The sequence below is a fragment of the Bacillota bacterium genome (genome assembly GCA_033549065.1).
In the GTDB taxonomy this organism is placed as follows: Bacteria; Bacillota; Dethiobacteria; order DTU022; family DTU022; genus JAWSUE01.
This window is the reverse complement of sequence record JAWSUE010000006.1, coordinates 35,530-61,162: the sequence shown is the minus strand read 5'-3', so window position 1 is coordinate 61,162 and position 25,633 is coordinate 35,530. Positions and strand designations below refer to the sequence as shown.

General features: G+C 42.9%; 21 protein-coding genes, 1 tRNA gene and 1 other annotated feature. Of the genes, 10 read left to right on the top strand and 12 right to left on the bottom strand.

What is annotated here, in order from left to right; all coding sequences use genetic code 11:
• The first annotated feature begins 161 nt into the window (after positions 1-161).
• From rny to gltX, 8 genes are all read left to right on the top strand, one after another.
• On the top strand, positions 162-1,697 hold the full coding sequence (gene rny, locus SCJ97_05360) for a ribonuclease Y (GenBank protein MDW7739470.1): 1,536 nt from the start codon (positions 162-164) through the stop codon (positions 1,695-1,697).
• 113 nt (positions 1,698-1,810) lie between these two features.
• On the top strand, positions 1,811-2,590 hold the full coding sequence (locus tag SCJ97_05355; GenBank protein MDW7739469.1) for a TIGR00282 family metallophosphoesterase: 780 nt from the start codon (positions 1,811-1,813) through the stop codon (positions 2,588-2,590).
• 89 nt (positions 2,591-2,679) lie between these two features.
• The gene (locus SCJ97_05350) at positions 2,680-2,940 is read left to right on the top strand and encodes a stage V sporulation protein S (protein ID MDW7739468.1); all 261 of its coding nucleotides are present in this window, start codon (positions 2,680-2,682) and stop codon (positions 2,938-2,940) included.
• A gap of 124 nt (positions 2,941-3,064) precedes the next feature.
• Positions 3,065-3,892: a PHP domain-containing protein gene (locus tag SCJ97_05345; protein MDW7739467.1), complete on the top strand. Its 828-nt coding sequence runs from the start codon at positions 3,065-3,067 to the stop codon at positions 3,890-3,892.
• Between the two features lie 74 nt (positions 3,893-3,966).
• On the top strand, positions 3,967-4,371 hold the full coding sequence (locus SCJ97_05340) for an OadG family protein (GenBank protein MDW7739466.1): 405 nt from the start codon (positions 3,967-3,969) through the stop codon (positions 4,369-4,371).
• Positions 4,358-4,777: a biotin/lipoyl-containing protein gene (locus SCJ97_05335; GenBank protein MDW7739465.1), complete on the top strand. Its 420-nt coding sequence runs from the start codon at positions 4,358-4,360 to the stop codon at positions 4,775-4,777. Before SCJ97_05340 ends, SCJ97_05335 begins: the two co-directional genes overlap by 14 nt.
• A gap of 38 nt (positions 4,778-4,815) precedes the next feature.
• Positions 4,816-5,946 (top strand): sodium ion-translocating decarboxylase subunit beta, encoded by a 1,131-nt coding sequence (locus SCJ97_05330; protein ID MDW7739464.1) that lies wholly within the window; start codon positions 4,816-4,818, stop codon positions 5,944-5,946.
• A 26-nt stretch (positions 5,947-5,972) separates the two neighbouring features.
• Positions 5,973-7,421, top strand: a complete 1,449-nt coding sequence (gene gltX, locus SCJ97_05325) for a glutamate--tRNA ligase (GenBank protein MDW7739463.1) — start codon at positions 5,973-5,975, stop codon at positions 7,419-7,421.
• A gap of 191 nt (positions 7,422-7,612) precedes the next feature.
• On the opposite strand, the gene SCJ97_05320 is transcribed toward gltX, so the two are convergent.
• The 6 genes from SCJ97_05320 to SCJ97_05295 all read right to left on the bottom strand — a co-directional run bounded on the left by SCJ97_05320 (position 7,613) and on the right by SCJ97_05295 (position 14,130).
• A tRNA-Gln gene (locus SCJ97_05320) sits at positions 7,613-7,686 on the bottom strand.
• A gap of 70 nt (positions 7,687-7,756) precedes the next feature.
• The gene (locus SCJ97_05315; protein ID MDW7739462.1) at positions 7,757-8,986 is read right to left on the bottom strand and encodes a glycosyltransferase family 4 protein; all 1,230 of its coding nucleotides are present in this window, start codon (positions 8,984-8,986) and stop codon (positions 7,757-7,759) included.
• A 1-nt stretch (position 8,987) separates the two neighbouring features.
• Positions 8,988-10,319: a CapA family protein gene (locus SCJ97_05310; GenBank protein MDW7739461.1), complete on the bottom strand. Its 1,332-nt coding sequence runs from the start codon at positions 10,317-10,319 to the stop codon at positions 8,988-8,990.
• 759 nt (positions 10,320-11,078) lie between these two features.
• Positions 11,079-11,996 carry an EamA family transporter gene (locus tag SCJ97_05305; protein MDW7739460.1) on the bottom strand — a complete coding sequence of 306 codons (918 nt, stop codon included), beginning with the start codon at positions 11,994-11,996 and terminating at the stop codon, positions 11,079-11,081.
• An 87-nt stretch (positions 11,997-12,083) separates the two neighbouring features.
• Positions 12,084-12,974, bottom strand: coding sequence for a BPL-N domain-containing protein (locus SCJ97_05300; GenBank protein ID MDW7739459.1), 891 nt, complete (start codon positions 12,972-12,974; stop codon positions 12,084-12,086).
• A gap of 244 nt (positions 12,975-13,218) precedes the next feature.
• Entirely contained in the window at positions 13,219-14,130 is a 912-nt protein-coding gene (locus SCJ97_05295; GenBank protein MDW7739458.1) for a site-specific integrase, read from the bottom strand.
• 281 nt (positions 14,131-14,411) lie between these two features.
• Positions 14,412-14,654: a binding site (T-box leader), on the top strand.
• Positions 14,655-14,729: 75 nt separating this feature from the next.
• On the opposite strand from SCJ97_05295, the gene SCJ97_05290 reads away from it, so the two are divergent.
• Together SCJ97_05290 and lexA are read left to right on the top strand one after the other, a co-directional pair.
• Positions 14,730-16,277, top strand: coding sequence for a 2-isopropylmalate synthase (locus SCJ97_05290; protein ID MDW7739457.1), 1,548 nt, complete (start codon positions 14,730-14,732; stop codon positions 16,275-16,277).
• Positions 16,278-16,462: 185 nt separating this feature from the next.
• Positions 16,463-17,071, top strand: coding sequence for a transcriptional repressor LexA (gene lexA / locus SCJ97_05285; protein ID MDW7739456.1), 609 nt, complete (start codon positions 16,463-16,465; stop codon positions 17,069-17,071).
• Positions 17,072-17,111: 40 nt separating this feature from the next.
• Here the strand turns inward: lexA and hflX are convergent, their stop codons facing one another.
• The 6 genes from hflX to miaB all read right to left on the bottom strand — a co-directional run bounded on the left by hflX (position 17,112) and on the right by miaB (position 25,540).
• Positions 17,112-18,371 (bottom strand): GTPase HflX, encoded by a 1,260-nt coding sequence (hflX, locus tag SCJ97_05280; GenBank protein MDW7739455.1) that lies wholly within the window; start codon positions 18,369-18,371, stop codon positions 17,112-17,114.
• A gap of 110 nt (positions 18,372-18,481) precedes the next feature.
• Entirely contained in the window at positions 18,482-18,745 is a 264-nt protein-coding gene (gene hfq / locus SCJ97_05275) for an RNA chaperone Hfq (GenBank protein ID MDW7739454.1), read from the bottom strand.
• Positions 18,746-18,814: 69 nt separating this feature from the next.
• The gene (gene miaA, locus SCJ97_05270) at positions 18,815-19,768 is read right to left on the bottom strand and encodes a tRNA (adenosine(37)-N6)-dimethylallyltransferase MiaA (GenBank protein ID MDW7739453.1); all 954 of its coding nucleotides are present in this window, start codon (positions 19,766-19,768) and stop codon (positions 18,815-18,817) included.
• Positions 19,769-19,771: 3 nt separating this feature from the next.
• Positions 19,772-21,580, bottom strand: a complete 1,809-nt coding sequence (gene mutL, locus SCJ97_05265; GenBank protein ID MDW7739452.1) for a DNA mismatch repair endonuclease MutL — start codon at positions 21,578-21,580, stop codon at positions 19,772-19,774.
• Positions 21,552-24,179 carry a DNA mismatch repair protein MutS gene (mutS, locus tag SCJ97_05260; protein ID MDW7739451.1) on the bottom strand — a complete coding sequence of 876 codons (2,628 nt, stop codon included), beginning with the start codon at positions 24,177-24,179 and terminating at the stop codon, positions 21,552-21,554. Before mutS ends, mutL begins: the two co-directional genes overlap by 29 nt.
• Positions 24,176-25,540: a tRNA (N6-isopentenyl adenosine(37)-C2)-methylthiotransferase MiaB gene (miaB, locus tag SCJ97_05255; protein ID MDW7739450.1), complete on the bottom strand. Its 1,365-nt coding sequence runs from the start codon at positions 25,538-25,540 to the stop codon at positions 24,176-24,178. Before miaB ends, mutS begins: the two co-directional genes overlap by 4 nt.
• Positions 25,541-25,633: the final 93 nt, after the last annotated feature.

Sequence of the window (25,633 nt, the reverse complement as noted above, 5' to 3'; positions counted from 1 at the left end):
GTAACGCACTGAGGATAGATAACAAAAGCATAAGATAACAAAGGTTAAGGGATAGTTGTACCCTTTTCCAAAACTTTCTCTTTTAAGCTGTGTCCTGGACACAGCTTATATTTTTATTGATTACTATATCATAACCATACTAAGAAATGGGGGTGACCGAAATGCAGGAAAGTATATTAATGAGTTTAGCCGCCCTGGTTATCGGTATTGCAGGCGGTTATTTTATCAGAAAACTGATTGCAGAAGCAAAGATATCTTCTGCTGAGTCAGCTGCCAAGAAAATAGTTGAAGAAGCTGATGAAAAAGCAAACGCTCTGAAAAGAGAAAAAGAACTGGAAGCAAAAGAAGAAGCTCACCGACTGCGCAATGAAATTGAAAAAGAAAGTAAAGAAAGACGTGCAGAGCTACAGCGTCTTGAAAGACGTTTATTGCAGAAAGAAGAGGGTCTTGATCGAAAAATTTCCAACATGGAGAGAAAAGAAGAGGAACTCCGGACAAAAGAAGAAGAAAACAATACTGTTCGTGTTCAACTTGAAGAGATACACCAGAAACAGCTTGCTGAGTTGGAGCGAGTATCCGGAATGACCTCGGAAGATGCTAAAGAACTTTTAATGCAGCGGGTAAAGGAAGAAATAGAACACGAGTTACTAATGATGGTCAGGGATCTTGAAAATCAGGCAAAAGCTGAAGGAGATAAAAAGGCAAGAGAAATTGTCACTCTGGCTATTCAAAGATGCGCAGCCGACCATGTATCTGAATCAACGGTATCGGTTGTATCTCTGCCCAATGATGAAATGAAAGGACGCATTATCGGCAGGGAAGGGAGGAATATCAGGGCTCTTGAAACCCTCACCGGCATAGACTTAATTATTGATGATACCCCGGAAGCAGTAATTATTTCCGGATTTGACCCGATCCGACGCGAGGTGGCCCGCCTATCTCTTGAAAAACTGGTCAGCGATGGACGTATACATCCCGCCAGAATAGAAGAGATCGTTGAAAAAACCCGCAAAGAAGTTGATGCCCAGATTAAGGAAGAGGGTGAAAGAGCGACCTTTGAAACAAGGGTTCACGGACTTCATCCTGAAATAGTTAATCTGCTGGGGAAACTTCGTTTCAGGACCAGTTATGGGCAAAATGTCCTGCAGCATTCTATTGAAGTAGCCCATTTAGCTGGTATAATGGCAGCTGAACTGGGGCTTGATGTAACATTTGCGAAACGAGCTGGACTGCTGCATGATATCGGTAAAGCCATAGACCATGAAACAGAAGGATCCCACGTCTTTATCGGTGCCGAACTGGCCAAGAAATATAAAGAATCTCCGGGCATAATCAATGCTATTGCTGCACACCATGGTGATACAGATTTTCATACACTGGAGGCTGTTCTAATTCAGTCAGCTGATGCAATATCAGCTGTTCGTCCAGGTGCGCGTAGAGAAACGCTGGAGGCTTATATCAAAAGGCTTGAAAATCTTGAAAATATTGCAGATTCATTTGATGGTGTAGAAAAAGCATATGCCATTCACGCCGGCCGTGAGATCAGAATAATGGTCAAGCCGGACCGGATCGATGATTACAAGTCTATCCAGGTGGCTCGTGATATTGTTAAGAAAATAGAAAGTGAACTTGAATATCCCGGACAGATTAAGGTAACCGTAATCCGCGAAACAAGAGCAGTCGATTACGCCAAGTAAGCTGCGTTGAATTAAAGTAAAAAGATTCGGCACTGGAGCTTAAACAGGAAGATTCTAATTGCAGTAAGCTTTCAGTGCCGATTATATATATTGCCCTTTTAAAGGAGAAGGATATGCGTATTCTATTTATCGGGGATATTGTTGGTAAACCTGCAAGAAATTATTTAGCAAATCACCTACAAAAGATTATATCGAAAAATGAGATTGATCTGGTTATTGCCAATGGTGAAAATGCTGCCGGCGGAGCTGGAATAACAGAAAAAGTATATGCTGAATTGATTGATATGGGAATAGATCTGATTACAGGAGGTAACCACACCTGGGATAGAAAAGATATATACAATATCTTGGAGCGTGAAGAAGGTCTCATCCGCCCGGCTAATTTACCAACTAATACAACACCCGGCCGTGGTGCAGCAGTATTAATAAAAGAGAACGTAAAAATAGGCGTTATAAATTTGATCGGTCGTGTTTTCATGAACCCTGCAGATTGCCCCTTCAGGGCTGCAGAACGTGAGATTAAGAATCTGAAGAAAGAAACCAATCTAATAATAGTAGACTTTCATGCAGAGGCGACCTCGGAAAAGCAGGCAATGGGTTGGTACCTTGATGGAAAAGTAAGCGCGGTGCTCGGTACTCACAGCCATGTTCAAACCGCGGATTGCAGAATCCTAAACCGGGGAACTGCGTTTATATCAGATGTCGGTATGGTCGGTAAATATGATTCAATCCTGGGTGTAGATATAGAAGGAGCGCTGCAGAGGTTCATTACAAGGTTACCTCATAAGCTGGAGATTTCCGAAGGCAAGGTTTTGTTTAATGCAGTTATTATCGATCTGGATATAGGTTCCGGAAAAGCGCTGGAAATAAAACCTATCTCTGAAATATTTTAAAGTATATCGAATTATTCATATAATTCTGGCAGGACTTTTATTTATTAGGCCGAATATTGTATGTAAATCCGCAAGGGAGGAACATTACAATGGAAGTATTAAAAGTCTCAGCAAAGTCTAATCCTAATTCCGTAGCAGGTGCTCTGGCTGGAGTGCTTAGGGAAAGAGGAGGCGCAGAAATTCAAACTATAGGAGCGGGGGCTCTTAACCAGGCAGTCAAAGCGGTTGCCATAGCAAGAGGATTTGTCGCTCCAGGAGGCATCGACTTAATATGCATCCCGGCCTTTACGGATATTGAGATTGATGGCGAAGAACGAACAGCGATTAAATTAATTATCGAACCTCGCTAGGCTCAATCGACAAGAAAAATTAAGCGATTGAAACACCCTCCTGTTTTATACTTCGGGAGGGTTTTTTCTATGAGATTATTTTATTTGATTTAAAAATATTATTAATATATAGGATCAGGTGAAGATGCATAATACTAATAAAACTATTGATCTGCATATGCACAGCAATTATTCTGATGGATTATTTACACCTACCGAGTTGATTACAATTGTTGCTAAATCTGGAATAAAGGCTGTCGCATTAACTGATCACGATTCAATTGAGGGACTAAAAGAAGCAGCTGAAGCTGTATCAGCAGCAAAGATTGAATTTGTGCCCGGAGTAGAAATAAGCGTTATTGAAAATGATACTGAAATTCACTTATTGGGTTACTATCCGGAAAAGTTAAAGATCCTTAATGATGCACTGGTTTTATTGAGAGAAGAAAGACTAAGAAGGATGGATATAATTATCGAGCGTCTCCAAAAGATGAAATTCAATTTATCTAAAGGCGATATAGAAAGGGAAGCCGGAGCGGCTGCTCCAGGCCGGCTGCACCTGGCCCGGGTTATGCTAAATAAAAGATATGTCCAGAACCTAGAAGAGGCTTTTTCCTTATATTTGGGATGGAACAGACCGGCCTACTATGAGCGTAAAACTTTAAGCACAGCTGAAACAATGAGTTTACTGAAGGAATCCGGAGCAGTCAAAGTTATTGCCCATCCTGGAGAAAAGTGCATTGACCGTATAAAATATTTGATAAAATTGGGATTAGACGGTATCGAAGTATACCATCCGGATCACGGCAGGTCGATGATTCAATATTATTCTAAAGTTGCTGCTGCTAACAACCTGATTATAACCGGTGGTTCTGATTTTCACGGTGAGTCAAGAGATAAGCCGGCCTATCCAAAGCATTTCGCGATCGATTATGAATTTTACCGAAAGCTTAAAGAAGCGGCAGGTAAATAAAGGATTGCTCTTTTCATCAACAGGAGAAAATGCTAAAATCAGTTATATGCTCTAATGGAGGGACAGCGAGATATATGGAAAAATTAAATTTTGCAATGCAGGTAATGGTTGTTGGATTTATGGTTGTCATGGTTATACTTTTTCTGCTCTATGGAATTCTCTCCATGTTCAGCAAGGTCTTTAACCAACAAGGCAAAAGTAAACCAGAGCGTGTGGTTTCAGGCGGAGATATATCTGCACAGTTGTTAAAAAACGTCGGCGATGACGAAGGCAGACGTGTTGCTGCCATTATTGGTGCTGTGTACCAGTATCTGCAATATGATAAAGCTTTGAAATTTAAAAAACCGATAACAGTTGCGGTTAAGTCCGGCTGGTCAGGTTCCACTACGAGCTGGAAAATAAATGGACGAAAAGAGTTGATGGATAGCAACCTGATGATTGATCAGATGAGGAGGAGTAAGAAACGTGAAAAAATTTAAGGTAACAGTTGATGGTCATACTTATTTAGTAGAGGTTGAGGAAACGGAAGTTACAGCTGAACAGAAAACTGTAGGAACTTCCGAAGAGGAGATTGCTGCAAAACCAGTTGTAACTCCAGCACCGATGATCGAGAAAGAAAACCCGGTTTCTGAAAGTAAGGAAAAAGATCTCCTACAGCCGGCAGCCGGGAATGGATTGGAGGTAAAAGCTCCCATGCCCGGTTCCGTACTTGATGTTCCGGTGCAGGTTGGTGATAAAGTCAGTGAAGGTGACATTCTTTTGATTCTGGAAGCGATGAAAATGGAAAATGAACTTACAGCTCCACAGAATGGTACGGTTTCAGCTGTGCTGGTCAAAAAAGGCGACACAGTAAACAGCGGAGACCCCTTGATTATGCTTTCTTAGTAATCTTATCATGATTGATCGAAAGGGGTTGAGCTGTTATGATTGATCTTCTTATTGAATTTTTATCAACAACCGGTTTTTTAAATATCCAGATTAACGACGTAATTATGATTATTATCGCCGGTATACTTCTGTACCTTGGGATAGTAAAGAAATATGAACCATTGCTATTGGTCCCGATCAGTTTCGGTATTTTGTTGGTTAATTTACCTCTTGGAAACCTGATGGCACCTGCTGTTGATCAGCAGTTAGGTGGCCTGCTATACTATCTTTCACTGGGGCTGGAACTAGGAATATATCCACCATTGATATTTCTCGGTGTGGGAGCACTTACAGATTTTGGACCTTTGATTGCCAACCCGATTACCTTGCTCCTGGGCGCTGCTGCTCAATTTGGTATATTTTTAACTTTTGTCGGAGCTTTCTACCTGGGGTTTACGGCTCAACAGGCCGGAGCAATCGGGATTATCGGTGGTGCAGATGGACCAACAGCCATATTCATAGCTACCCGTCTGGCCCCTGAATTATTAGGCTCAATTGCCATTGCCGCATATTCTTATATGGCGTTGGTTCCGGTTATTCAACCACCAATAATGCGCATGCTGACCAGTAAAAAAGAGCGACAGATAGTCATGAAACAACTGCGACCGGTATCAAAAACTGAGAAGATCATGTTTCCTATCATCGTTATTATCATTACCGGTTTGTTATTGCCTGCAGCTCTACCACTTCTCGGCATGCTGATGTTTGGAAACCTACTCAGGGAATCCGGAGTTACTGAACGTTTGAGCAAGGCGGCTCAAAATGAACTAAACAACATTGTTGTAATATTTTTGGGACTGACCGTCGGGGCAAAAGCAACTGCAGCTTATTTTTTGACTCCTGATACAATCAAAATCATCTTGCTTGGGTTGGTAGCCTTTGCTTTCGGGACTGCAGCAGGGGTTTTGATGGGAAAACTTTTAAATGTGATTACAAAGGGTAATATAAATCCCTTAATCGGTTCGGCAGGCGTTTCTGCAGTTCCGATGGCAGCAAGGGTATCACAGACAGTTGGAAAACGGGAAAATCCGAATAATTATTTACTAATGCATGCTATGGGTCCAAATGTAGCCGGTGTAATTGGCTCAGCAGTGGCCGCCGGTATATTACTTTCAATCCTGAATTAAAAATATTATATTAGCGAGGTGTTATAGTGCCAGAAGTGAGGGTAAGATTTGCTCCGAGCCCAACCGGTGAACTGCATATCGGTGGAGCCCGGACTGCGTTGTTTAATTTGTTATTCGTCCGAAAAGAAAAAGGTACTTTTGTGCTGCGCATAGATGATACCGATACGGAGAGATCCCGTAATGAGTATATTGATAAACTGATCGAATCGATGTCGTGGCTTGGACTTAACTGGGACGAAGGTCCCTATTACCAGTCACAAAGGTTGAAAGAATATCAGAAAGAAGCAAACAGACTGCTAGTAGAAGGTAAAGCTTATCAATGCTACTGTAGTGTGGAAGAATTGGCTGCCGGAAGAGAGGAAGCCAGAAAGGAAAACAAGACATATCTCTATCCGGGAATCTGTAGAAATCTTACTCAGGACAGGATAGATGTCTTTGAAAAAGAAGGTCGAAAACCGGTTATCAGGCTGATCACTCCGGATTTCGGTTCAACCGTTGTTCACGATGAGATCAGAGGAGAAGTAAGTTTCGAAAATGAACACCTGGATGATTTTATAATTGTTAAATCAAACGGTCAGCCTACTTACAATTTTGCCAGCGTGGTAGATGATATGCAGATGAAGATCAGCCATATTATCAGGGCTGAAGAACATCTGTCAAATACACCTCGCCAGCAGTTATGTTTTAACGCTCTGGGGTATTCGAAGCCGCGATTTGCCCATGTTCCGATGATTCTGGCCCCGGACCGCAGCAAACTGAGTAAAAGGCACGGAGCTACCTCGGTTGAGGAATTTAGAAATGAAGGATATCTACCGGAAGCGTTAATTAATTATATGGTACTACTCGGCTGGTCTCCGGGAAATGATGAAGAGATATTAAGCCTGGATTCTATGATTGATAAATTTTCCCTTAAAAAGGTCAATAAAACAGCTGCTATTTATGATATTAATAAATTGGGTTGGATGAACAGTCACTATCTAAGGGAATATAATCTAGAACGATTATATGAGGCTGCTGTTCCTTTCTTTAAACGAAAAGGATTGGTTAAAGAACCGGTTGAAGAATTTCAAAAAGCATTTATTAAGAGAGTAATTAATGCCGTTCGTGAAAGGGCAAAAACGCTTATTGAACTGGCTGATCTTTCTGTTTATTTCTTTGAAAGTAATTTTTCCTATGATGAGAAAGGTTTGAAAAAGCATTTCTTGAAAGAAGGTTCAGCAGAGTTTCTGCAAAAGACAGCGGAGGTCTTGAAAGCGCTTCCAGAGTTTAACCATGAATCGGCAGAGAATTGCATAAACCTTCTTGCAGAAAATCTTGAGGTTTCAAAAGGCTGTCTGATACCGCTAGCCCGCCTAGCCCTGACAGGAGTTATGGGCGGACCGGGATTATTTGAAATTATGATCCTGCTGGGAAAAGAAGAAACGGCAGCAAGATTGGAAAGAGCCGCTGAATATATCGAGAAGGAATTAAGATAGGTTATTTATCTTTTTTATTTTCCTCTTTTTCTTTTTCCTTCCGAAGATAACCGCTTTTAACAAATATTAACAACAGAAAAAAGACTGCAATTAGGATGATCCCGGTTATAAGCTGCTGCATAACAGGTCGCTCGCTCCTTATCTTAGAATTAAAGCCCACTGCTGAACAGAGCAGGGGGCTTTTTAATAACTGGCTGCGGGACAGGGGATCGAACCCCGGCTTGATGATCCAGAGTCATCCGTGCTACCGCTACACCATCCCGCAACGCGCAACATTAATTATACCGAAATATAAAAATGTTCGCAAGCAGAAGTTGTTTGAGATTATAACTTCATCACCTGTAGCCCCGGAAGCGATAGTTCTTCCATATCCGTTCAATTTCAAGTTCATAATTGAGATAGTGCCTTCGGGGTGCCGTCTTTCCCGAATCTATATGATCCTGGTAAACTTCAAGCATTCGTTCTGCACAGCTGGCAGAAGATATGTGTGTTACATTTTTTAAAGCATTATTACTCATCTTTTCATGCAGTGCCTGGTCTTTCAATATATCCAGTATGGCCTGGGTAAATGAGGGGAGGGTAGGATCTGTTAAAAGTCCATCATCGCCGTGTATGACCATTTCGGCCGGGCCAAAAGCGCGAATGGCTATAACCGGCAACCCGGTTGCTTTTGCTTCACCGATAACCAGTCCCTGTGTTTCCGTTACGGACGGAAATACAAAAAGGTCAGCGCTGGCATAGCAATGAATTATTTTATGGCGGGGCAGCATGCCGGTGAAAGTTAATTTGTCTTGAATGCCCAACTTTACCGCCTGTTTATGCAGATAATGCTCCAGTGGACCCTGACCAACCAATACAAGTCTTGTCTCAGGGATTGCGGAATTGACTTCACTGAATGCTTTAAGCAAAAAGGTTACATTCTTTTCTTTGCCTAGTCGGCCGACAAAGAGCAAAACTTTTTCATCCTGACGAACACCATAGTTTTCTACCAGCCAGTTCGGATTAAGATTGCGAAACTCTTCAAGGTCGACTCCGGTTGGGATTGCAATTACAGGAGATTTAACACCGATTCTTTCAAGATAGTTAACTACCATCTGGGACGGTGCTATAACAGTGTTGCAGCGGTTACAGAAGTCGCGGGCGATTGTTTGTACAACCTGTTTGGAAGATTTGCCAACCAGGGGTAAATAATGAACGTATTGTTCATAAAGCGTATGAAAGGTGAAGAGAAGCGGTAATTTATACCTTCGAGCTGCACGGGCACCAAGGCTGCCCATTAAAAATGGGGAGTGAACATGGATTAAGTCGAGCCCCAACTTCTTGATCGTTGGTCCGAGCTGTACGGAAATAGGAATCGGCAGCCAGAATTCCGGCATAGTCGGAGCAGGAACCGATATGAAACGGAAAACCCCTTCTTCTTTAGGTGGGTGAAGAAGTGGGTAATCAGGGCCAAAAATATATACCTTGTGACCGCGACTGGTAAATTCGCGGGTGAACAGCTCTATCGATCTTACCACACCACTGGTATATGGTCTGAAACTATCGGTAAAAATGCCTATCTTCAAGCTAGTTACCTCCGGAAGCTTCGTTAAATAGCATTTCGGAAATATCCATAGCTCGTACTTTATCTTCCAGATGGCCGTATCTTTCAACTACTTCATTCGAAAAATCGTAGATACTTTTTAAGCGGTTTACCCGTGATTCGCTGAGGTTATAGTCTTCGGGTGAACTTTCGAACACCGCTGAAAGGGGGAGGACCCGATGACGCCAGTCACGGTGAACCCAGGTTATTTCGTAATCAACATCACTTATCCAGGTTTGACCGGTATCAAAACTTTTACTTAGCTCAATGTTTAAAAGTAGTCCAAACTCATTATAAATCGTGTTATAACCGTCGTTTTCACCCTGGTTTGAAATGAAATTGCCCTGGGAGTAGATGACAAAAGTTGCTCTTTCCGATCCATCGGCGTTAGGGTTGAAAAACCATTCCGCCGGTTGAATAAACTTGGGATGGCCTCCAATGATCAAGTCTGCGCCGGCAGCAGCAAGATCGGCAGCAACTTCGCGTAATCGCTGGGGTTGGGGTTCATGAGCGTGTTCTGCAGCGCCCCAGTGAGTGAACACAGCAATAAAGTCTGCTCCGTAAAGACGCGCTTTTTCAATATCATCAATAACGGGAGTTATATCGGAAAAATCGCGGACAAAATTAAGGCAGTATTCATAGCCCTCAGGAATCGGTATCTCGTTTGTGCTGTAGGTATATCCGATAAAGGCTACTTTTATGCCGTCATGCTCCAGGATGACCGGTTCATCTCGTTCTTCCTGGCTTTTATAAGCGCCAAATGTTTTGGCTCCGAGGCTGTGAACATGATCGAGGGTGATCATTAATCCTTCTACTCCACGATCCATGCCATGGTTATTGGCAAAGGTAAAAATATTAACTCCTGCATCGACTAGGGCTTCTGATAGTTCATTCGGAGCATTAAATTCCGGAAACCCTGTATAACCTTTGATTCCCCATCCTGATGAAACGATATCCGGACCGGCCTGCATGCCTTCAAGATCTGCTACCGTAAAATCTCCGGCTTTCAGATAGGGTTTAATAACTTCAAAACTGGGAGTAAAATCATACTTGCCGTCACCGATATGGGCCTGGGTGATCTGGGGAATGTGGGCCATTATATTACCAGTTGAGACCAACCTAACCGTCCTGATATCGGGAATAAATTCTTCCTCTTCAGGCTCAGGCGCAGGTTCTTCTTCAACCTCTTCGGCGGATGTTTCAAATAAGCCATTGAATATAGCTTCCGGCGGAAAAGCAGAGCCGGTTTTCATGCCTATTATGAAGGAAATTGTTATGAAAATGACCAGTATTGCGAAAAAATATATGCGTCGCACAGTCAATTCACCTCGGATTTAATTGGCATTCCATTACCAATTATAACATAATTTTCGTAAACGTTTACACTGTTTGCTACGATTATTTACTACTGAAGTGTTCTGGTTCGGATAATCTTCCAGACGAATGCTGTAAGCCTTGGCTCACGTAAGCTCGCTGAGAATTGCTGCGGCTCAACTGCAGCCTTCCAAGAGAAACCTCGACAGTCGACACTTAAGTCTCCGGCCTCGGTCCGGCCTTTTAAAAAAACTGAAGCAGAATTTAATATTTTTAAAGGCCGGATCTCTTTATAGTCTTTGTTTCGCCGGCGATTCTACGCCACTCGCTTAATGATTCGCTGAAGGCTTACAGCATCCGCCTTATTGCATGCTTGTTCTGTTTTTAAGCAAGCAAACCAACCTGGAGCAGGATAAGCAGACCCTGATACTGTAAGCGACATTAGCATGAGGGGTTAGAATTACCGGTGAGCCGAAATAAAGTTGTCAGGGGACACATAACCTTCGGTCAATATGTCCCCATACGTATTATGCCTCTCCGGAATGATTAATACTGCTTCAGCTTTCCGGAGAGGCAGACCGAGGCCGGAGACTTAAGTGTCGACTGTTGAGGCTGCCTGCTGAAGCTTGAAGGCGAACCGGCAGTAATTCTCCGCGAAATGATCCGGAGCGAACAGTATCAGGGTTTGCTTATCCGATAAAGTATTTCAACTTGGTGAAAACATAGCTCGCTAGCCGGGGCTTACAGTATCCGATTAATTACTAGTAGATATTTAAGATAACCACGCCGACTGTAACTAAAAAAGCCCCCAGAATGAGGCGTAAATTAATCCTATCGACCTGTTTAAGAAAGAACCACGATAAAATAATTACTATCAGAGGCTGGATATTCCTGATGGCAATAGCCTGCCAGACTGGAATAAGGGTAAAAGCCGTTAAAAGTCCGTAGGCTCCCACGAGAACGCTGATGCCGGAAAAAATATAGCAGTATAGGCTTTTGCGATTGATAGACGTTATACGTTTCAGATTTCCTTTATTTTTAAAGTAAGTAATTATAAGAAGAAGAAAAGCGGTAGTAAAGAAAAATACTAAGAATGCCGTATTTGGAGTAGCGCCCATTTTTAAAGCCGCGCCTCGGCTGACCTGGGACAGGGAAAAACTTAATCCAGACAGCAACGCAATAAAACCACCTGCTAATTTTGTTTTTTTCAGAAGCATAGCTGTGCCTTCGTAACGATGGTAGCCAATAACTGTTATTCCTATTACGATCAACAAAATAGAAAAAAGTCCAATTAAACCTGGTTTTTCTCCGAGAAAAAAGTAAGCGAGTAAAGCAGCAAAGAATGGGTTGGATCCCCCCCACAATGCGGAAGCCTGAGAAGCACCAATCTGGCCGATCGACATGCTCATCAATAGAGAGCCAATTAGAGGGCCTAGAATTCCAGCCATAATCAGTAATAGTACAGCAGGAAAAGTGATGAGTTTAAATTCCTCAGCAAGATCAAATCCAAATAGAATGGCGATAAAGATTCCGATAACAAACAAGATAAATGTTGTTAAGGAAGATATAAAACGGATATCCCAGACGTTGCCTGAATTCTCTTCGATTAAACCTTTTCTGACAAAAATGCTGTCAAGTGAAAAGCCCAGGGCCGCGATAAGAACAATGATTCCTCCCATAGATCAGCAATGCTCCCTTTTCCGTAGACGGGTGTGACGGAGGTTAGTTTTATGTAATAATCAATAATACCACATTTAAGATCGTGATCACCAGGTAATCAGCCATGAAATGGCTGAATAGAGCCATGGCCACTGAGCGCCTTCTCCACCGGAAACATTAAAATTGGGGGAGGAGGGGGAGTAGCCTCCCAGTTCAGGATGAGGACCCAGCAGAAGGTACTTGCCATCGCCAAAGTGGCCGGCAATAACGGCTGGTTCGGCGTTAACTTCATATCGGGACAGGATTACAATTGATTCTGTAACATACGGTTCAAAATAGGGGCCGTCGAAATAATAGAACTCGATAGTAGTATCAAATTCTAAGTTCACACTATGCTCAGTTTCCAGGCTGAAACTGTCTATTTCACCCCAGCCGATCAGACCTGAAAGCGGTCCCACACCTTTACCATTGAATAATTTGAGAGGGTATTCGTGATCAGTTCCCTGCCAACGTAAAATATCCCCTGCATAATATGCTCCCGCACAGCTGCCGATGAACATACCTCCCTCTTCTACAAACGAACGGATGTTCGCATGGTCACGAATATAGTTTTTGTATTCTGCGGCAAAGCCTCCGGGAAACCAGATAAGATCATATCGTTCACTTAAATCAGCCTCAACGGCATCGATTTCATCGAAAACAGACCATTCAATTTCATAGTTATCCAGAAAATTGATGATTGCTTCAAGATTTATGTCCCAATGACCCTTTCCGCCATAAATACCGACAATAACCGGCTCTGGAATTATTTCCTCATTTTTAGCGCCTAATATATTGCCTTCTGAGGCATTTTCCGAATCCTCCGAAGGTAATTGTATGTCCTCTGAAATAATATCATCCTGCTCGTTAACAGACGCATCGTTGCAGGAGGAAAGAAATATTAGAAAGAGAAAGAGGAGGGAGGTTAGGATAAAGAGAGTTCTTGATCGTTTAAACAATTATTGAGCCTCCTGGATTTTGCAGAATAATTTATCTCAGCATATTATAACAGTAAACAGGCACATTATATACAGTAAAGCGGTTATTTTGATGAATACCAATAAAAAGCAAAAAACGCATATTTTACAGGCCGGGAGGAGGCTTGTCATCCATAATTATATTAAAATATGCTTGAGTTAACATAAGATAGATTATCGGAAGTAATATCTGAAAAATAAAAAGAGAATATCTCCTACTCTCATGCTAGAATTTCTTGCCCCAGTGCATTAATATTTCATTAAAGGAAGTTCCGCATTTTGGACAGTTACCCTGGTAGTGCAGAATATAATTACAGTTGCTGCATTTTAACGGCGGGATGGCAATTCTTTCTTCCCGTTCAGGCTCAGTTTCAATTTCCAAAGTTGGAATATATTCATTGGCTTCGGGTTCAGTTTCGGGTTTATTAGTATCAATTGAACCGCTTGCCGTTATTTGCTCTTCAAATGTTCGCTCATACACAATCGGGTCTGGTTCAGGCATCCCTTCTCCCTTTTCATCTTCAAATACTCTGAGTTGCACGTTATCGTCGTGTACAACTTTTTTAACATAAGGTTCACTTAATGGCATACCGCTTCTTTTATGACGCTTTTCCCCTTCTTGGTCTCCCTTAAGTTCTTCAAAAAGGAGATTAGCATACGCCTGAGTAGCTGAAGGGTCCCGATGTCCCAATGCCTTTTGGAGAAGCTTGACATCCCTTGTTTCACGCATGAAGTCGACTGCAAATGTATAGCGCAACAGGTGTGGATATACATCTTTCGTAATGCCGGCTTTTTTAGAAAGTCTCTTAACCATTTCCCTGATATAGCGATCTTTTAACTTTTTACCGTCCAGTGTTGTAAACATGTAACCCTCCATACGTTCAGTTGATTCGCTCAATCGACGTAAAAGTGCCATTTCAGAGTCATCAAGGACCAGGGACCGTTCCAGTGCAGCGCCGCTTCCAGATACATGGACGCAGCCCTTTTCCCAGTCGATATCCTCTACTTTCAGGTTAAGTACCTCATTTACCCTTAAACCGGCTTTAAGCATGAGAATTAACAGGCATAAATTGCGTAAACCGGTTGGTGCCTTTGGATTTGGCTGTTTCAGCAGAGCGATCTGCTCGTAACTATTCAACGTTGCAGGATTTCTTCTAGTCAAAGACATTAATATCACCGACCTTATAATACCATATATTTATAATACGGAATTATATATAATGTTTTTGTAAATGTTGAATTATAAATATATTCTGACATAAAGTATTATAAATGTCAAGACCAAGCGGTACTATATATAATTCCGTTTACTTATTTTAACCTTTTTACAGGGTTAATTGTGTTCTATGCAGTAAATAACTTTAATATCCTTGACAAATTGTTTTAAATCCGTTAATCTATCTAAAAGTTAAATAGTGTTAAAAAGCGATGATCGGAACCAGTAACCGGAGTATTCATTTCAGAGAGCCGTAATAAGGTGAAAAACGGCATGAAGACAACGGCGAAACTCCTCCGTTAGCTGCCAACCGAAACCGGATAAAAATATTTGCATAAACATTCGTGATTAGGCCTGGCCGGAGACTTCCGTTACTTTAAAGAGTGGGTGGTAGTTGTTATGCCGCCAAGAAGAGTGGTACCACGAAGAATACTTTCGTCTCTTTGACGGAAGTTTTTTTATGCCTCTCCCCCACTCCTGTTTTTAATAATCAAGATCCAAGATCATGGAGGAGATTGACGATGAGCAAAAAAGTGAATAATGAAATTAAAGCCGAAAAAATATTTTTATTTGACAGCACCCTGAGGGATGGAGAGCAGACTCCGGGCGCGCGACTAAATTATGAAGAAAAACTTGAAGTAGCCCGTCAACTGGCCCGACTTAATGTTGATATTATTGAAGCCGGCTTTCCCATATCGTCTCCGGGCGAATTAAAGGCCGTACAAGCGATAGCCAGAGAAATAAAAGGCCCGACTATCTGTGCTTTGGCCAGAGCCGTTCAGGGCGATATAGATGCAGCCTGGGAGGCAATTAAAGAAGCTGAGAATCCAAGATTACATGTTTTCCTTGGCGCTTCAGATATTCATATGCAACATAAACTGAAAAAAGAGCCGGAATTGCTGCTTATGCAGGGTGTGGAAGCGGTAAAATACGCTAGAAAATATACCGATGATGTAGAGTACTCCCCTGAAGATGCGACAAGGGCAAGAGAAGACTATCTCTATAAGCTTCTGGAAGAGGTCATTAAAGCCGGGGCGACAGTGATCAATATCCCTGATACGGTCGGTTATGCTGTTCCATCAGAGTTTGGGGCACTGATCAAAAGACTCCGGGAGAACGTTGATGGCATGGATAAAGTTATATTAAGTGTTCACTGCCATAATGATCTTGGCATGGCGGTGGCAAATTCCCTGGAAGCCGTAAAAAACGGCGCACGCCAGATTGAATGTAATATTAACGGTATCGGCGAGCGAGCCGGAAATGCTGCCCTTGAAGAGATTGCAGTTGCACTCCGAATTAGGCAGAATCATTTCCCTTATTACACTGATATTAATTTCTCCGAGATTTACCGGACCAGCAGATTGGTCAGTAAGTTAACCAGAATCTCTGTACCGGTCAACAAAGCTGTAGTAGGCTTGAATGCCTTTGCTCATTCATCCGGTATACATCAGGACGGCATACTAAAGAACAAAACGACCTATGAAATAATTGATGCTGAATTAATCGGCGGAAAAGCAGCCCAGATGCACCTGACTGCTCGTTCCGGAAGACATGCTGTGCTTGATCAGTTGAATAAGCTCGGTTTCTCCCTTACTGATGAACAGCTTGAAGTAATTTACGACCGCTTCGTTAATCTTGCTGACAAGAAAAAAGAAATTTACCCGGAAGATCTTGAAGCTCTAGTTCTCGATCACCTCTCATCAACAGAACCGCGCTACAGACTCGATTACCTGCAGACGGTAAGCGGTAGTAAAAGTATTCCTGCTGCAGTCATCCGCCTTAAAAAAGAGGATGATACAACCATTGAAGAGGTGGCAGTCGGTGCAGGTCCAATTGACGCCGCTTATAATGCAATAAACAAAATTACCGGTCTGAGCATAGGTCTTGAAAACTACAAGATAAATGCTGTAACCCAGGGTCGAGATGCTCTCGGTGAAGTCCAGGTCCAGATGTCTTACCAGGACAGAACAATCACCGGCAGGGGCACAAGCACCGATATTATTGAAGCCAGCGTCAAGGCATACCTCAACGGCCTGAATAAATTGCTTAAGATAAACGGCAACGACTAAACTGTCAGAACGTAAACTGTCAGGGGGACGGGGTTGTTGACAACATATAATACGGTTTAATGTGAAAAAAAGTTGTCAACAACCCCGTCCCCCTGACAATATATCGGTTTGGGCAAACTTTTGTTTGTCATCTTCAAACTGTGATGATATAATTTTAAAAAAGTTCTGGATGAAAGGGTGATTATTTGGAGCCGCTGACTGAGAAACAGAAAAGAGTTCTGAATTTCATTGAGCGTGAAGTAGAACGCTGTAATTACCCTCCATCTGTCCGAGAAATATGCAAAGCGCTTGGAATCAGCTCTACTGCAACTGTTCACAGCTACCTTGATATACTGGAAAACAAAGGCTACATTTCGAGAATGGCCACCAAGCCGAGAGCTATTAAACTGCTAAACAAAATGGATGATGAAGATGGGCGTGATTGTGTCTTTGTTCCCCTTATCGGACGTATTACCGCCGGGCAACCTATCCTAGCCGAAGAAAACCGTGAAGGTTATTTTCCCGTTCCCGAAGCAATATCCAACGGAAATAGCTGCTTTGCTCTGCGGGTTGCCGGAGACAGTATGAAAAACGCCGGTATATTTGACGGTGATTATGTGATTATCAAACAGCAGAGCACTGCGGAAAACGGCGATATCATTGCCGCCCTGCTCGGTGATGAAGCTACTGTAAAGCGCTTCTACCGCGAAAAAGACTATATCCGCTTGCAACCGGAAAACGATGCCTACGCTCCGATCATGTCCCGGGATGTTAAAATCATCGGCAAAGTGGTCGGTTTATTCCGGAAACTCTAAAATAAGTGTACGATTTAAAGCCTGTCCGTAATTCGTACACTTATTGCTTTTTAATGAAGGGTTTGAGTTTATCCGCAAGTTCGAAATCCACTTCCACAACAAGCTCAAGGTGGTCTGAGGTTGATGTTTCGTTTTCGATGGCTCCGAGCTTCTGTAGTTCAGCGTAGCGTTTTCCTTCACTGTAGGGCAGAAATATTTTTAACCGGCATCGCTGTTCACTCAAGACAGCAGCGATTTTTTCTTTCAGTAAATCTAATCCATCAGCAGTGAGGGCTGAGATAAATAGTGCATCCGGATATTCGCGGAGGATGAAATGCTTTTCCGAAAGATCCTCGAGTAGATCTATTTTATTGAAAACCAATAATTCCCGAAGATAATATTCGGGATTAATCCGGGACAGGTGATCTCTGACTATTCGGATTTGATTTATATAATCTGGATGGTTAATATCAACGACATGCAGCAGTAGATCTGCTGCGTCAATTTCCTCTAAAGTGGCCTGAAAGGCGGTAACAAGCTGTTTCGGCAGCTTTTCAATGAAGCCAACAGTATCGGTAAAAAGGACCTCCCTCCCTCCTCCCACTTCACCCCTTCTGACAGTTGGATCAAGTGTGGCAAAAAGCTTATCTTCCGTATAGAGATCTGAACCGGTGAGGGCATTAAGCAGTGTCGATTTTCCAGCATTGGTATACCCGACAAGGCTGATCACACTGCAGCGGTTACGCTTACGACGCTGCCTGTGTAAGGCTCGATGTTTTCTTAAAGCAGTTATTTCTCTTTTAAGTTCACTGATTTTACGCCGGATAACCCTTCTGTCAACTTCCAGCTGGGTTTCACCGGGGCCCCTGGTGCCGATTCCGCCACCAAGACGTGACATCTGCTGTCCAAGGCCGATCAGGCGCGGCAGCAGGTAATTTAACTGGGCCAGCTCTACCTGTAATTTACCTTCCCTTGACAGAGCGCGTCTGGCAAATATATCTAGAATTAAAGCAGAGCGGTCGATAACCTTCACGCCGATTTCCCGATCGATATTTCTGATCTGCGATGGCGATAATTCATCATTAAAGATCACCATATCGGCATCGTACATCTCAACCAGTGCTTTCAGTTCCTGTGTTTTGCCCTGCCCTATATAATATGCCCGGTCTGGTGAAACTCTTTTCTGGATGACCCGGTTCATAACTTTTGCCCCTGCTGTATCGGCCAGTAAAGCCAGCTCTTCCATCTGCCGTTCAATATCTACTCCCGGCCTGTTTAGATCAAGGCCAACCAGGACAGCCTTCTCTATTGATTGAGTCATTTACTCACGTTTCCTTTTTGTGCAGTGAATTTGTTAAATAAAATCCGATCATCGGAAATTTAAAAAAGACACTCCGGAAGAGTGCCTTTTTTAGAGAATTTTAAATCGTTTTACTCATCTTCGGGAGCATCAATGTCGGCACCTTCTGCTTCAAAAGAGCGTAAGTTGATATTCCTGATCGGAATTATGGTTGAGATAGCGTGTTTGTAAACTAACTGCTGCTTCCCCTCAACCTCGAGCATTAATGTGAAGTTATCGAAACTTTTGACAACCCCTTTGATTTGATATCCGTTTACCAGGAATACAGTTGTTAACATGTTTTCTTTACGAGCCTGGTTAAGGAATGTATCCTGCAAATTGACCGCGCCTTTCATCTATCGGGCTCCCTTCATATCGATTACTGATCTGAATGATAGTTATTAAGGGTTACTATTCGCCTGAAACTATGTCATATCCTTCACTTTTAAGCAAATATTTTCAATAAATTCTTCCACCCTCTTTTGTTCTGTTATATCAAACCAGATGATCGCCTTGTTGCGGCGAAACCAGGTTAGCTGTCGCTTGGCAAGATTCCGGGTTTCTTTTTTTATCGCATTTAAAGTATCATCCCAGCTGATCTTTCCAGAAAGATATTGGTAGAGCTGGCGGTATCCGAGAATTTGCATTGCCGGAGCATCCATACCATATCCGCAGTTCTTTAAATGTTCCACCTCTTCGAGAAATCCCTGATCAAGCATCTGTTCAACCCTGCGGTTAATCCGCTCATAAAGCTGCTCCCTTTGCATGTTAAGACCGAAATAAGCTGTCTGGTAAATCGGTTCCTGCTTGGCAGTCTCGGTCACCTGCTCAGAAATGGGTTTTCCTTCAAGCTGATATACTTCAAGGGCTCTGAGTATTCTCCGCCGATCGTTGGGATGTATTCGCTGGGCAGCAGCAGGATCTATTTCTTCAAGCTCTTTATAGAGGGCTTCCAGGCCTTCTATCTCCGCCCTTTCACCCAGTAAATTTCTAATTTCACTGCTGTATGCCTTTTCACCGAAGGCATAGCGATTGGTTACTGCATCGACATACAATCCCGTGCCACCTACCATAAAAGGCAGTCGTCCTTTTTTCCATAAAATGGGTATAAGTTCATCTACCATTTTCTTATAATCGGCCGCACTAAAAAATTGATCCGGCTTCACCAGATCAATCATGTAATGTTTCACCAGGGCTTGCTCATTTGCTGTAGGTTTGGCCGTTCCGATATCGAGATGCCGGTATACCTGGGCTGAATCTGAACTGATAATATCGGTGTTCAGGATCGAGGCTAAAGAAATTGCAAATGCAGTTTTACCAACAGCAGTCGGACCGACTAAGACTAATAAAGGTATTTTTTCGACTCCCGGTTTTGTCAAAGTTCAATTCCCCCGGCGCAGAAAATTTCTTTCAATTTCTGCTTTGTCATAAGCGATTACCGTAGGCCTTCCATGAGGGCATCGATGAGCGTTGGGTGTAATTTCCCATTCACCCAGCAGTTTCTCCATTTCAGACCAGGATAGCGGCTGTTTTGCTTTAATTGAACGATGGCAGGCAATTGTTTTGCGAATCGTATCCCTGTAATCGTCCGGAGATTCATTTTCATCAGTCAGCAGTTTTTCGATGATATCTTTCAGTTCATGCACACCAAAGCTTTCATGTAACATATAAGGAACAGCCCTGATTACATAATTGTATTCGCCAAGGGGTTCGATGCAGAATCCGGTTTTACTTAAAAAGGGTAAGAGATAATCCATCCTATCCCGCCATGAAACTGGAATCTCCAGTGTTTGTGGTATGGTGAGCTGCGATGCTTTGGAATCGTCTGAAGAATGTTCTATTTTTTCTACCTGGTGATAAAGAATTCTTTCATGAGCAGCATGCTGGTCAATTAAAAGCAGCTTATCGTCCTTTTGAACCAGAAGGTAACTGTGTAAAAACTGTCCGATAAGACGGCTTTTCCCCGGCGGTCCATTTTCGACGAAGAGAGATTCCTTATTATTATCAATATTCCCGGCTTCTGTCTTCTGCAATGTAGAATAATGATCAAATTTTAATTCCTGTTTCAGAAAATTTTCCGGTGTATATTTACCGATCGTCACATCCGACTCCCTCACCAGATGCGGTAAACCGGTATTCAGCGCACTTTTCTGCAGATTCAGATCACTATATTCCGTGAGGGCTGCCCGGACAGATCTGTAAACCAGCGATTTAACCGGTTCGGGATCCTGGAAACGTATTTCAACTTTTGCGGGATGAACGTTAACATCAATAAGTTTGGAAGGTATTCTCAGGTGCAGGATAGCCACAGGGTGTCTATGTCGGGGTAAAAGATCGCTGTATGCTCTCTCGATAGCATTAACCAGCATTGCATTTCTGATCAATCTGCCGTTTATCACCAGGGTTATCCACCGGCGGGACGACCTGTTCAATCCGGGAGCAGAAGTTAGTCCTTTAACCATGATGTTATGATCATGTCCGATCCGGTTAACTTCAACCATGGCTTCAGCGGTATCGATCCCGTAAACAGAAGCCACTGCATGCTTCAAATTTCCGTCACCGGTGGAAGTAAATAGTTTTTTCTTTCCGCTATTTAGCAAAAAGCTGACTCCAGGATGGGTTAACGCCAGTTCTGAGACGAGAGTACTGACCTTTGCCGCTTCAACAGAATCTGCCCTGAGAAATTTCAACCGCCCCGGTGTGTTGTAAAAAAGGTCACGAACCTCCACAGTTGTACCTATCGGTGCTCCCGTTTCTTCAGAACCGGTTATCTCTCCGCCCTCGACTGTAATGCACCAGGCAGAAAGTGATTCTTTAATTCGCGATGTTAATTTCACCCGGGCTACGGCGGCTATGCTGGGCAGCGCTTCTCCCCTGAAGCCGAGACTACTTAGATTATCAAGATCGGTAATATCTTCTATTTTACTTGTAGCGAAACGCTGAAAAGCCACGGGAAGTTCACTTTTAACAATTCCGCAGCCGTTATCGGTAACTCTTATTATTTTTTTCCCGCCGTTTTCGATATATATTTCAATTGAAGATGAAGCGGCATCAAGAGCATTCTCAATTAATTCTTTGACCACCGATGAAGGATTTTCGATTACTTCTCCGGCGGCAATTTGTTCAGAGGTGCTCCTGTCCAGAACCTTTATACTCATCAGTTTATCCGGCACCTTCCTGTTCGGATTCATTGTCCTCTTCCATCAACTGTTTCTGCAGTTCATACATCTTCTGCAGCGCTTCCAGCGGTGTCATCCGGTTTAAATCCAGCTCCCTGATTATTTCAGCAGCTTCCAACTCTTTCAGATGATCGAGAACCGGTTCTGAAACCATGGGCAGCAAACTTAGCTGGTGTTCGGAAGCTTTTGAAGAAGCGAGCTCCAGTTCATTCAGAATTGTTTCCGCCCTTATCAGTACTTCCATGGGGACACCGGCAAGGCGAGCCACGTTTATTCCATAACTTTTATCTGCCTTGCCCGGAATAACCTGCCGTAAGAAAATTACATCCTTCCCCTTTTCCTTTACGGCAATTGTATAGTTTTTAATGCCTTCCAGTTCATTTTCAAGATTGGTCAGTTCATGATAATGCGTCGAAAAAAGAGTTTTGGCCTTAATTTTTCGGCTTAGATATTCAATCACGCTGCGAGCGATACTCATTCCGTCATAAGTACTGGTTCCCCGGCCTATCTCGTCAAGAATAATTAAACTATTTGCTGTGGCCTCCTTTAGAATTGCCGCCGTTTCCTGCATTTCAACCATAAAGGTGCTGTGGCCGCGGCTAAGATCATCGCTGGCACCTACCCTGGCAAAGAGGCGATCAAACAGGGGCAGTTCGGCTCTTTCAGCGGGGACAAAACTGCCCATTTGAGCCATAATAGCGATTAGCGCTGTACTGCGAATATAGGTACTTTTTCCGGCCATGTTGGGACCGGTAATAATAAGAATATAGTTTTTGTTGTCGATAATTATGTCGTTGGGAACAAATCTTTCGGCAGATAACTGTTCTACAACCGGATGCCGTGATTTAACGATATGCATTACATTATTTTCAGAAAATAGCGGACGGCTGAAATTAAATCTTTCCGCTGATTCGGCCAAGCCCTGAAGAGAGTCAATCTTGGCAATCTCGAAGGATGCTTTTAAAAGCTGATCTGTATAATTTCCAACTTCACGGCGCAGGTCTTCAAAAAGCTCATATTCCAAACCGGCCAGCTTATCCCTGGCTCCTGTGATCTCTTCTTCCATCTCCAGCAGCTCTTCTGTTGAAAAACGTTCAGCATTAACCAGGGTTTGTTTTCTATGATAATTCTCCGGAACCAGATTGAGGTTTGACCTGGTTATTTCAATGAAGTAACCGAAGTTTCGATTATAGCCTACACGGAGGGATTTAATACCGGTTCGTTGCCGTTCACTGCTTTCAAATTCAAGCAAGAGCTTGTTGGTCTCACTTGAAATTTGTTTTAACCGGTCTACTTCTGAGTTATATCCTGGCTTAAAGAGTCCTCCCTCTTTAATTGCAAGAGGAGGATCCTCAACTAGAGCTTTTTCAAGCGTACAAATTAAATCATCAAATGAGGGTATACCGACCGCTGTATCTCTGAGAAGTTCAGATTCCAGCTCACAGATCTTTTCTCGGAGTAGTTCAATTTCCTTCAGCGTATTTTTCAGTGAAACCAGATCGCGGGCATTGACCCTTTCAAAAGAAAGTTTACTGCAGAATCTTTCCAGGTCGAATATTTCTTCAAGTTTCTTTCTCAACGCCCTGCGCTGTATGGGTTTCGTCAGGAGTTCTTCAACTGAATCCAGACGTTTATTGATCAAAACTAAGTTAACCAGCGGCTGCTCAATCCAACGCCTGAATAATCTCCGGCCCATTCCGGTCAGGCAGTTATCCAATAGGCCAAGTAAACTGCCTCTTTTACCTCCTTCACGCAGTGACTGGGTAAGTTCGAGATTACGGCTGGTTATCATATCGATGATCATATTTTTATTGATGAAATATAGATCAAGGTGATGAAAATGGCTCTTTCCGGATGGGATTTGTTGAAGCAATTCAAGGTAAGTAATAACTGCTGCTGCTGCTGATACAGCCCGGGGATAATGGTCCAATGAAAGATCATCCCAAATAGCTTCGCCCCACTGTGCTGTTATTAATTCCCGGGCAACAGGGCCGGTTGGGATTGACTGCAGTGAACTGGTCAGGCATCCCCCGTTTGATTTTGAAAGGTAATTTGATAATAACTCAAGCTCAGGAGAAGAACAGAGAATTTCTGAGGGCTGCAGCCTGTTAACTTCATCGATTATAATTTCCCAGGCATCTTCCCCACTCTGTTCGGTTATCTGAAAATCTCCAGTGGAAACATCAACAGCGGCAAGACCGTAACTGCTTTCATTTTTGATCAGGGTAACAAGATAATTATTGCGGCTTTCCTCAAGCATTTCCGGATCGATTATTGTACCGGGAGTTAAAATTCTGGTAATTTCGCGCCTGACTAATCCTTTGGCCTGTGATGAACTCTCAACCTGCTCGCAAATTACAACCTTAAACCCTTTTCCGAGTAGTTTATTCAGGTATGTATCAGCCGCATGGATTGGCACACCGGCCAGTGGTATGGGATTTTCACTGCCTGTATCACGCGAGGTTAAGGCTATATCCATTTCCCTTGCTGCTGTCCGGGCATCCTCGTAAAAGAATTCGTAGAAATCGCCAACCTGAAACATGAGCAGTTTATCCGGATGTTGAGCCTTAATATTCTTATATTGTTCCATCATCGGACTGGTGCGATTCAATTGATTATTCCTCCAAGATTCCAGGTCCGTGCCTCCGTAATTTTAATCCAGATCAGTTTACCGCTAAGAGCTTCTGAACATTTAAAGTGTACCAGCTTATTCGTTCTGGTTCTCCCTGTTTGCATCTCCGGTTTTGTTTTACTGTATCCCTCAACAAGGACTTCCAATACCTGATCTTTTAAAAGATTATTAATTTCCCTGCTGATCCGGTGTTGAATTTTATTTAGGTATTGCAGCCTCTCTTCTTTCTCATTTCTACTCAGTTCATCTGTTAACTCTGAAGCGGTAGTATTTTTTCTTGGTGAATAAATAAACGAAAAGGCATTATCAAAACGCGCTTTTTCCAAAAGATCTGCAGTATCAATAAGATCCTGTTCAGTTTCACCCGGGAAACCGACGATCAGGTCTGAAGTAATAGCCACGCCGGGTATCGCTTCCCTGATTCTGTGAACTAAATCCAGATAGTGTTCACGAGTATAACGCCTGTTCATCTTTTCCAGGATCCTGTTGCTTCCTGATTGTACCGGTAAATGAAAGTGCTCACAAATCTTTCTTCCCTCTTTAACAGCATTAATCAAATCCAACGATAAATCCTTCGGATGAGATGTCATGAAACGTATTCGCTCCAGGCCTTCAACTTTGTCCAATTTACGTAACAGCTCGGCAAAAGAAGGTTTTCCGGGAAGATCGTTGCCGTAAGAATTAACATTCTGACCGAGCAGGGTTATTTCCTTATATCCTTCCACAGCCATTGTTTCGGCTTCTTTGATTATCTCTTCAGGTAACCGGCTCCTTTCCCTGCCGCGGACGTGCGGTACGATGCAGTAGGAACAAAAATTATTACATCCGTAAATCACAGGCAGCCAGGCCTGCAGAGACCCAAGACGTTTTACCGGCAAACCTTCCCGATCAGTGTAGTCTTCTTCGATGTCTATAATCATCTTTTTCGTACTGATTGCTTCTTCAATCAACAGGGGTAAACGGGGTAGGGCATGAGTGCCGAAAATCAGATCAACGTGATGAAATCGCTCTTTCAGATATTCAGCTGCCGAACTCTGCTGAGACATACAACCGGCTACGGCAATGATCAGGTCCCTGTTCTCCTGTTTCAGGGCATTAAATTTACCCAGAAGGGAAGCCACCTTATCTTCAGGTTTTTTTCTTACAGCACAGGTGTTAATCAGGATCAGATCTGAATCTTCAGGGGCTAGAGCAGGACTGTAACCGATAGATTCCAACAGTGCAGCCATTACTTCTGAATCATGTTCGTTCATCTGGCAGCCCAGAGTAATTATCAGGTAACGTTTTCCTTCCCCGATCTGCCCGGTTTGATGGATTATTTCCGTTATTTCCCTGTCCAAAAATCGGCACTCCTTTTCTTAAAATTATAGCAGATCGAACTACTCAGGACATCTGCAACTACTGGAGAAATTGTTTCCAAACCTGTGCAATAT